We start from the raw sequence: 8411 nt of genomic DNA on the forward strand, positions 1-8411 counted from the left end.
GTTACAAGTGAAACTTTTTTTAGTATTTCTGATATCACAACCCTTCCCTACCTTACTTATACTTAAAGTATGTCCTATATACAAAAAGAAAAAAGATTGTAGCTTCTAAGCTAATAAATCAACAGTATAAATCCCCTCTAAAAAATTAGTTCTATTCTATATAGAAACGAAATCACCGAAATAGATAATAAAATTGACGAGATTTTAAAAGCAGAATAAGATGTCTTGCAAGAGAGGTTGGCTTGCACTTCCTTGGGGATTAGTAGCACTTTTGTAGGGGTTTTCTTGCCCAGAGAGCACTTTTGTCGAAGAAAGGTGCAAGAAACCCCCAAGCAATGCCTTACCATATCCGCAGAAAGCAATAGGTAGATCACCAATAGAAATGCGAAAATAATAAGCTTCAGGATTGAATTGAATTCACATTAATTAGATATTTATCCAATTCAGTAACTCCTATTAATATATAATTTTAAAACATTCAAAAGACTATAACATATGATAACAACAAAAAAGAGGCTAACATAATTGTTAGCCTCTTTCTACATATAGATATGATATCGTTACTGTTTGATTATACGCATTTGCTTTTTCTTCCCTTTACTTTGAACTTCTACAAAATAAATAGAACTACTCAGCTTATCGACAGGAACAACAACTATCCCATCTTCAGTACTATTATAATTAAACTCACCTACTAATCTACTATTTAAATCAAAAATACGGACACTTACAGGTGCGTCAATATACTCTTCACCCATTTTAACATTAAATGATGTTGTAGCCGGATTTGGCCAGAGCACAAATTCTAAATCTTTAAACTCCTTAGATGGATCAACAGGGTCAACAGGATCAATGATTGGCTCCTCTACAACTAAATCGTCAAACTCTCCAACAGTTACAACAAGAGAGAAATTCTGTGCTCCTGTCATCAATTCATTGTTATGAGAAACTACTATTTCATACTTTCCTGGTTCAGCTATATCGATTTCGACTTTTTCAATATTATCAACATCATTAATACCTTTAATTGCAATAGGATTCTTCCAATCTTTGGTCAATTTCCAAGGAAAATATGACACCCCGTCCTTCTTAACAACAATATCCAAATCATTAACTAAATTGGATTTGACTTTCATTTTTTCCTCATCCATATTCTCAGAAGACACTTTTCCTGGTAAATCTGTCCAAGCAAGAGTTGCAATTAATTTACGCGGCTCTTTCACATCTATTGTCTTTCTAAACTCTTGATTTGTAATCAACTTTTCTTCTAAGATAAACGCGTAATCTTTCTTTAATTCAGCAGCTTCTAAAACTTGAACCCCTGCTAAGGCATTTATAAGTCCCCAACCAAAAAGGTGGTCTGGCCCAGGATTAATCCCTGCCTCATCAGCTGTATGAGCCATTAAAGCTCTAACGGTTGCTGATTTCATAGGCGAATGATCTTTTCCAACTTTTAAAGCCCATTGTTGCCATAACAACAATACACCAGAAACAGCAGGAGCAGCCATAGATGTACCACTCAAATTACCATATAAATTAGTTTTCAATTCATTAGTACTCTTTGTTGGATTCTGATAAATAGGAGAATAAACCTTATATCCTTTAGCAGCTATATCAGGTTTAATACGGAAATCATTTGTAGGGCCTTGACTACTAAAGTAAGTTAATCGTACATCTTGTGCTCCTATATAATTAGGAACATCATGAACAGCAGCTACAACTACAACATTTTTAGAAACCGAAGTACCAGTCAACATATCCACATTTACTTTATCCGTTTTAGATCTATAGCCATGTACAGCAAAAGTTAGATCACCGTCATTTCCAGCAGCTACAACAGGTAAGTAATTATCATAATTATAAGTAACCCAATCAAACTTCTCACTCTCTGCCTCATAAGACCCAAACTTATTAGCCAACGACGAATGAAGCAAATTACCATTATCATCAAAATAGTTCAATCCATAAGAGTGATTACTAACTAACACACCTTCTTGAGCCATCTTGGTCATTTTTATAAGATCTCCATTCCAGGAATAAGACCAAATTGTAGCTTTAGGAGCAATTCCTTCAGACATACCATTAGATAGCTTTCCACCACCTGCAATGGTACCTGCAACATGGGTTGCATGCATTTTTCTCTCTTCAAAGCGCTTGTCCCTAGGTCCAGAATAGTCATTTTCTCTTTCTACTATACGACTACCACCATATTCTTCAGATGCGAAATCTTCATGATTAGCAAGCGCTAATTCACCATCAACAACTCCAGCAATCATATCTAAACCATTCAAAGAAGGAATAATTCCTTCAGGAGAATTAATTAAATCAACACGAGCAGTAACTCTTGAACCAGCATTTAATAAACGTCTATAAAGTAACATACCATTAGAGTCTATATCAAACACCTCATAGTAGCTACCGTCCCTTGTGTAACCAAAGACAGGCATATTTTGAACTTTAGCCTCTTTAATAGACCTTAAACGCCTATTCTCAATCTTAACTTCTGTTTCTCTTAAGACTTTATCTGAAAGAATAGTATAATTAGAAGTTATTTTTGCTCTTGTCTGTAAATCTTGTGCATTAAGATTAAAACAAGATAGCGGTAGCAATAATAAAATGAACCGAGTATATTTTTTCATACCATTAACAATTAAACGCGATAAAAATAGTAATAAAAAAACAAGAAACAACACTAATCACACAAAATAAAAGCATTTATATTAAACAAACCTCATTTCGACACAAACTAAATGACTTTTTAATAACATTTTGTTAACTTTTTAAATTGACGTTTCTTAAAGATATTCTTATTTGGTGCAAAACTATTAAATTTATTTAAATCAATTACAAATAAAATGTATTAAAAAGGGGATTAAATAATTAATCCCCTTTTTAATACATTTTTATTTCTCCTTAAACGAAAGCGTCATATCTCTAACTACATCATTATATTTATCTTTCTTACTCAATAATGTCCAACTCAGAATTTGATAATATTTATTTCGAGAATTATACCATGCATAATGATATAAAATATCAATCCCTACTACTTTAGCTTCAATAGAAGTATATTTCATTTCAATACCATTTATAATAGAATCTTTCATACTTCCCTCTTTATAAACCAGATCACATGAATCAAGAACACTTGATTTTGTAATATCCACTAACCATTCAAAATTAGACCTTGTATCATTCTCATCTCTTAATTCAGACTCAACAAGACTATCAAAATCCTGTTTACTTTCACTAAGAACTATTAAGTAAAGTTCATTAAACCCATTACTCAATTGTAAATCAGCTTCCTCATTTAAATCTATACCTTCACGCATCATACTTGGCACAGTTACTGTAAACTCATTTTCATAAGATACCTCCTTTGTTGTTGTAGCATTATTACAAGAAACAATTATAAAGGCTAAAATAAATACATAAATTTTTTTCATTTTTTCATAATTTAATGATTCGCAAATTTAACAACAAAAATCATTAACCGTTAAATAATTCAGAAAACAACTTCATACTATGCAATCTATCATTACAATCGTAAATGGGTGTAGTAATCATTATTTCATCAACTTCTAAAACTTGACAAAATCTTTCGACTTCAGGACGCAAATCTTCTTTTTTACCAATAAATGAGCAAGATGTCATATTATAGACATATTCCTCCTCTTGAACAGACCACAAACCATTCATTGTATCAATAGGCGGCTGCATAGGCTCACGATCATTTCTTATTATACCAAGAAACATTCTATAAAAAGAAGTAGCTAAATATTCAGCTTTTTCAGAAGAATCAGCGAGGATAGCATTTACACAAGGCATAAAATAAGGATCTTCAAGGCATTCAGAAGCTTTAAAGTTCTTTCTATAAATAGAAGCGGCAAGTTGAATTTGATTTGGTGCAAAATGAGAAGCAAAAGCATAAGGTAATCCAAGTTCTGCAGCAAGATAAGCACTATCAGTACTTGAACCTAAAATCCAAAGTGGTACTTGTGCTCCTTCACCAGGAAAAGCGCGAACTTTAGCATTGGAATTATCAAGGCTAAAAAACTGCCTCAACTCATCAATTTGTTTTGGAAAAAAATTTGCTGACAAGGTATCATTTCGTCTAAGAGCCATAGCAGTCAACTGGTCTGTACCTGGAGCTCTTCCTAATCCCAAATCAATTCGACCAGGATATAAAGATTCTAATGTTCCAAACTGTTCTGCTATAACTAAAGGGGGGTGATTTGGCAACATTATTCCACCTGAACCCACTCTAATATTTTGGGTACCACTTGCAACATAACCAATCAGAACACTTGTTGCCGAACTTGCTATATGAGGCATATTATGATGTTCTGCCAGCCAAAATCTATTGTATTTCAGAGCATCTGCATACTGAGCTGTGTTTAATAAGCTATGCAAAGTTTCAGTCATAGTTCTATTCTTTCCTAGAATAGCAAGATCGAGAAATGAATAAGGTATATTTTTCATAAGTATAAAATCAACATAATTACCTCTAATCTAAACAATCTAACCAACAATTCAATAAAAAAGGTTCACTCAAATTTGAGTGAACCAATGAAATATTTACTTTTGAATACTTATCGTACAATTAGAGAGATCTTCAATAATAGCCAGCGACTCGACTCTTACCCCATGTTCCTCTATCATTTTTCGGCCTTCTTGAAATGCTTTTTCGATAATAAATCCCATACCTACTAAATTAGCGCCAGACTGTTTAATTAAGTCAATCACACCTAAAGCTGCATTTCCATAAGCTAAGAAATCATCTACGAACAATACATTATCGGTAGGCAGAAGAAAATCATTACTTATCACAACATCATATGTTCTATCTTTTGTAAAAGAGTGAATCTGAGTATGAAGCATATTATCCATTGTTGAAGGTTTCTTTTTCTTTGCAAAAACAACAGGAAGATTCAGTAAATATCCTGTCATAATTGCTGGTGCAATACCACTTGCTTCTATAGTCATTATCTTATTAACATTCGTTCCAGCAAATCTCCTGACAAATTCGACAGCAATAGATTTCATCAGAGTTGGATCCATTTGATGGTTAATAAAACTATCTACTTTAAGAATTCCTCCTTCAAAACATTTTCCATCTTGAAGTATACGTTTGTGCAATAATTCCATAATCGTTGTGTTATATAATGAAAATAAAATAGGGAGGTATGTCCTCCCTATTTGAATTGCAAGCAAATTTAAGCAATATAGCTAATATCACACAGCAAAAATTAATTAATTAGAAATATTACGTCCTACTCTCTTTACTAAGCCTTGTTCTGTATATAAGTTTTACAAAACTCTTTCGAACTACAACAATAACCACTGCAAAAATCATCCAATCAACAAAGGCACTTGCCCAATAAATACTACGAATGCCGAACAAAGAAGGCAAAATAAGAATGACAGGAACATATAAGATGAGTTGTCTTAAAATAGCAATAATACTTGCGGTTTTTCCATTCTCTACTGAAGGAAACCAAACCATAGCCATAAAAATAGCAGGTAACCCAAGCAAAACACTCATATAAATACGGAAATCAACCAACTGTTGACTCGAAAAAAGATAATTAGGTATCATAAGAGATAAAACTAATTGTGGAAAGCACATAACGATAATCCAAAAAGGCAATAATACAAACAATCCTGCCCAAGTAAATAAAGTATACGATTTGGTAGTTCTAAGAATATTGCCAACACCGTAGTTCATTCCTGCAACAGGCTGCAAAGCACGCATTAGACCAAACATTGGAGTATTCAATAATAAGTAAAATCTATTTACTGCTGTAAAAAAAGTAATATCAGAAGCATTACCATATCTACCTAAGGAGTTAAAAACTACAATATTTTGAACAACAACCATTACCATCATTATCAAAGCAGGCAATCCTAAAGAGATTATTTCTTTAAAAATAGCATAATCCACTTTAAAAGACCAAACAACGGTTTGAAAAGAAGACTTATTTAATTGATAGTAACCTATTCCTAAAAGTGTATAAACAAGCATTGAAAGATTGGTAGCCCAAGCAGCACCAGCTATTCCCCAATCAAATATAGAAATAAATAAAGGTTTCACTAGCACATCGATTACTAAACCGATTGCAATCATCACTGCAGCAGTCTTCATTTTACCTTCAGCTCGAATCATCATATTCAATGCTAGCCCATGTACCCATAAAAAAGTACCTAAAAGAGTAACTTTAAAATACTCAATTGCTAATAAAGCAATCTGCCCGCGTCCGCCCATTAGAGCAATCAATTCTTCAGCAAATATAAAGGCTGGTAGTAAAAACAAAATAGAAAGTATAACACTCAGAAAATTCACTGTTCCTAGACAATTCCTCAGCTTACTGTCATTACCTGAACCAATCCAGATACTAATTGCCGCACCAGCACCTGTTCCAATTAAACTTCCAATAGCTTGAGTAATCTGAGCTAAAGGAAATGCGATACCAACAGCTGCAAGTGCATCATTATTGATTAAATGGCCGACAAAAACGCCATCTAAAAAGTTATTTAAGCCAAATAATACCATTGCTGCAATAGCAGGCCAAGACATTTGCCACATAACTTTCGGTAATCTCTCATTTAAAATAGTTTGCTTTTGTTTATCCATAATACTTATTTGTTAAACTTTCAACTTTTAGATAAACAATAAAACAATGACAGTCAATTTGCTATAACTTAACTATACGTTTACTTAATGCCCTTTAGGATTACGAATGGTCTAGTTACTTTATTTCCAATCTTATCAATGGTATTCTCCAAATATTGAATTTGTTCAACATCCCTATATCCTATATTAGTCATTAATCTCATAAGCCTTTCTGTGCGGTGCAAATGAAAAATAGAATCAATGACAAAAGGAAGAGTATGAGCAAAGTCCTCTCTTATATAAGTAAAAGCAACAGTACCATTTGTTTTCAAAATTCGAAATATCTCTTGCAAATACTTCACTGGATCTTCCCAAAAATAAATTGTATTAACAACAAGACAATGAGTAAAACTATCATCCTCTACTTTAAAGTTAGCACTACCATCACCCAATAAAAACTCTATTTTCTGTTCTTTAATGAGTTTTAAATTCAGATCAGTAGCTAAATCAATCATGACTTTAGATACTTCAATACCAACATACCGAATGTTAGCACCTTGTTCAAACATATATGGTAAATGTCTTCCACTACCAAAACCTAACTCTAATACACTATCATTTGTTTTAATGTTTAGACGGTCAATAGTTTTAAAAATCATGTTACTATTAGAAACAAACATGCGATTACCAATCATCACTCCATCTTCTCCATGTGGACAACTTAGTTGATTCGCTAATTCACTATAATCCTTTTGCTCCATACCTTTAAATTTATTAACCAAAGATAGTTATTTAGAATTAATCTAAATATTTATCTTTGCACAAAATTCACTGATTTTTCACAAAATGCTATTACGCAAAAAATAAAAAAATTACGTCAAACGGATTATTTATGAAAATGACTCTTCGAAACACAATAACAAACGAAATTCTTGTAGACAGAGATTATATCACGCTTTTAAAACCTTATCACATGAAGTACGAGAACAATATCTCCGTCAGTGTCTCATCCATACTTACAAATCAAATTCAAGAATATTATTATAACGATATGGTTATATCTATAGGAAAACTACATTCTAAAAAAGAAATAACGGTTGAACTCATTACTTCAAAACCATACTATGAAATGCATTTTTGCCTAGATGGTTATTCACAATTCTATTCAACAAAAGCCAATAAAGCGCCAAAATTTACATTTAACAAAGGAGAACATAATATTTATTGTCATAAAAACTTGTATGGTATATATAGTACTAATGATCGAAACATTAATAATCAGTATTTAGAAATTATTGTCAGTAAAGAATTTGTAGATCGTATAATAATCAACTATAGAGAAATAGGATTACTTTTTAAATCAGAAAATCAAGATTTTACTACTAAGTTATTCAACGATAATATGCCTATCACATCCGAAATGTACAATACAATATTTCAAATGTGTAATTGTAACAAATTTGGAGAACTAAAAAGATCTTTTTTAGAAATAAAAGCTTATGAACTAATTCTCCTTCAACTTGAACAGTACAATACGCTAAACACAAAAAACTACATTAGCAATAAAAAAGAAAAAGAGAGTTTACAATTTGCAAAATACTTAATAGAACAAAACCTTCAATCACCTCTAACGCTCTCTGAACTATCGAGTCAAGTCGGTATGAATGATTTCAAGTTAAAAAAAGAATTTAAAGAAGAATTTAATTTGACTGTCTTTGGATACCTATACAAACTAAGAATGGCAAGAGCCAAAGCATTATGAATATTCCACTGAAAGTGAACAGCCTATTCCGGTGTG

The 8411-nt window shown here is 32.2% G+C and carries 7 protein-coding genes; 1 reads left to right on the forward strand and 6 read right to left on the reverse strand.

Going from position 1 to position 8411, the window contains the following annotated elements; all coding sequences use genetic code 11:
- Positions 1-560: 560 nt before the first annotated feature.
- From GJV76_RS14685 to GJV76_RS14710, 6 genes are all read right to left on the reverse strand, one after another.
- Positions 561-2639 carry a S8 family serine peptidase gene (locus GJV76_RS14685; RefSeq protein ID WP_155093344.1) on the reverse strand — a complete coding sequence of 693 codons (2079 nt, stop codon included), beginning with the start codon at positions 2637-2639 and terminating at the stop codon, positions 561-563.
- Between the two features lie 264 nt (positions 2640-2903).
- The gene (locus GJV76_RS14690; protein ID WP_155093345.1) at positions 2904-3446 is read right to left on the reverse strand and encodes a hypothetical protein; all 543 of its coding nucleotides are present in this window, start codon (positions 3444-3446) and stop codon (positions 2904-2906) included.
- A 43-nt stretch (positions 3447-3489) separates the two neighbouring features.
- Positions 3490-4482 (reverse strand): LLM class flavin-dependent oxidoreductase, encoded by a 993-nt coding sequence (locus GJV76_RS14695; protein ID WP_155093346.1) that lies wholly within the window; start codon positions 4480-4482, stop codon positions 3490-3492.
- Between the two features lie 96 nt (positions 4483-4578).
- On the reverse strand, positions 4579-5148 hold the full coding sequence (gene xpt, locus GJV76_RS14700; protein ID WP_155093347.1) for a xanthine phosphoribosyltransferase: 570 nt from the start codon (positions 5146-5148) through the stop codon (positions 4579-4581).
- 118 nt (positions 5149-5266) lie between these two features.
- Positions 5267-6634 (reverse strand): MATE family efflux transporter, encoded by a 1368-nt coding sequence (locus GJV76_RS14705; RefSeq protein ID WP_155093348.1) that lies wholly within the window; start codon positions 6632-6634, stop codon positions 5267-5269.
- An 80-nt stretch (positions 6635-6714) separates the two neighbouring features.
- Entirely contained in the window at positions 6715-7374 is a 660-nt protein-coding gene (locus tag GJV76_RS14710) for a class I SAM-dependent methyltransferase (RefSeq protein WP_155093349.1), read from the reverse strand.
- Positions 7375-7505: 131 nt separating this feature from the next.
- Between GJV76_RS14710 and GJV76_RS14715 the strand changes: the two genes are divergently transcribed.
- Positions 7506-8375, forward strand: coding sequence for a helix-turn-helix transcriptional regulator (locus tag GJV76_RS14715; RefSeq protein WP_155093350.1), 870 nt, complete (start codon positions 7506-7508; stop codon positions 8373-8375).
- The last annotated feature ends 36 nt before the right edge of the window (positions 8376-8411 follow it).

Source organism: Myroides albus (genome assembly GCF_009711045.1).
GTDB lineage: Bacteria > Bacteroidota > Bacteroidia > Flavobacteriales > Flavobacteriaceae > Flavobacterium > Flavobacterium album_A.

What these genes read in the sequence shown, in the direction of transcription:
- xpt (WP_155093347.1), bottom strand. Translation starts at nt 5,148, where the DNA reads ATGGAATTATTGCACAAACGTATACTTCAAGATGGAAAATGTTTTGAA.
- GJV76_RS14690 (WP_155093345.1), bottom strand. Translation starts at nt 3,446, where the DNA reads ATGAAAAAAATTTATGTATTTATTTTAGCCTTTATAATTGTTTCTTGT.
- GJV76_RS14710 (WP_155093349.1), bottom strand. Translation starts at nt 7,374, where the DNA reads ATGGAGCAAAAGGATTATAGTGAATTAGCGAATCAACTAAGTTGTCCA.
- GJV76_RS14705 (WP_155093348.1), bottom strand. Translation starts at nt 6,634, where the DNA reads ATGGATAAACAAAAGCAAACTATTTTAAATGAGAGATTACCGAAAGTT.
- GJV76_RS14695 (WP_155093346.1), bottom strand. Translation starts at nt 4,482, where the DNA reads ATGAAAAATATACCTTATTCATTTCTCGATCTTGCTATTCTAGGAAAG.
- GJV76_RS14715 (WP_155093350.1), top strand. Translation starts at nt 7,506, where the DNA reads ATGAAAATGACTCTTCGAAACACAATAACAAACGAAATTCTTGTAGAC.
- GJV76_RS14685 (WP_155093344.1), bottom strand. Translation starts at nt 2,639, where the DNA reads ATGAAAAAATATACTCGGTTCATTTTATTATTGCTACCGCTATCTTGT.